We start from the raw sequence: 455 nt of genomic DNA, 5'->3' as shown, positions 1-455 counted from the left end.
GGGTACTGCGGTTCGCGCTGGCGCAGACGGCGGCGTGGCTGACGCGCGGGTGGGCGCACGGCGACCTCGCGGAGGGCCGTCTCGCCCGGACCGACAGCCCGCTGGGCTCCCTGCGGTACGCCCTGCCGCCGGTGTCGTTCGACGGTGGACCCACCGACTGGGCGCGTCCGCCCGGGCGATGGGGCACGGACGAGGCCGCGTGGCCGGCGCGTGATTGAGGGGCGGGCGATCCGGATCGCTTTGCGCCAGTTGTTCCACTGCACTTGCCCCGGTCTGCGCCCACTGGTGAAGATCCAGAGGTGAGTTCGATACCGCCGCCCACCGAAATGTCCGTCGCCGCGCCGACGGGTCCCGTCCCCGTGCGCAGACCCGGCGCCGGGCGGGCCGTCGCCGTCGTCGTGCTCGTCGCCGCGGCCGCCCTCATCCCGCTGTTCGGGCCGCGCGCGGCGCTGGAC

General features: G+C 75.6%; 1 pseudogene. It reads left to right on the top strand.

From position 1 onward, the window contains the following. A pseudogene (locus G3I40_RS30395) lies at window positions 1-218 on the top strand (hypothetical protein); the annotation flags it as partial. Window positions 219-455 lie beyond the last annotated feature (237 nt).

Source organism: Streptomyces sp. SID14478, from assembly GCF_010548525.1.
Classification (GTDB): Bacteria; Actinomycetota; Actinomycetes; order Streptomycetales; family Streptomycetaceae; genus Streptomyces.
Note: the sequence above shows the minus strand (reverse complement) of the source record. Positions and strands in the feature narration are given on the sequence as shown.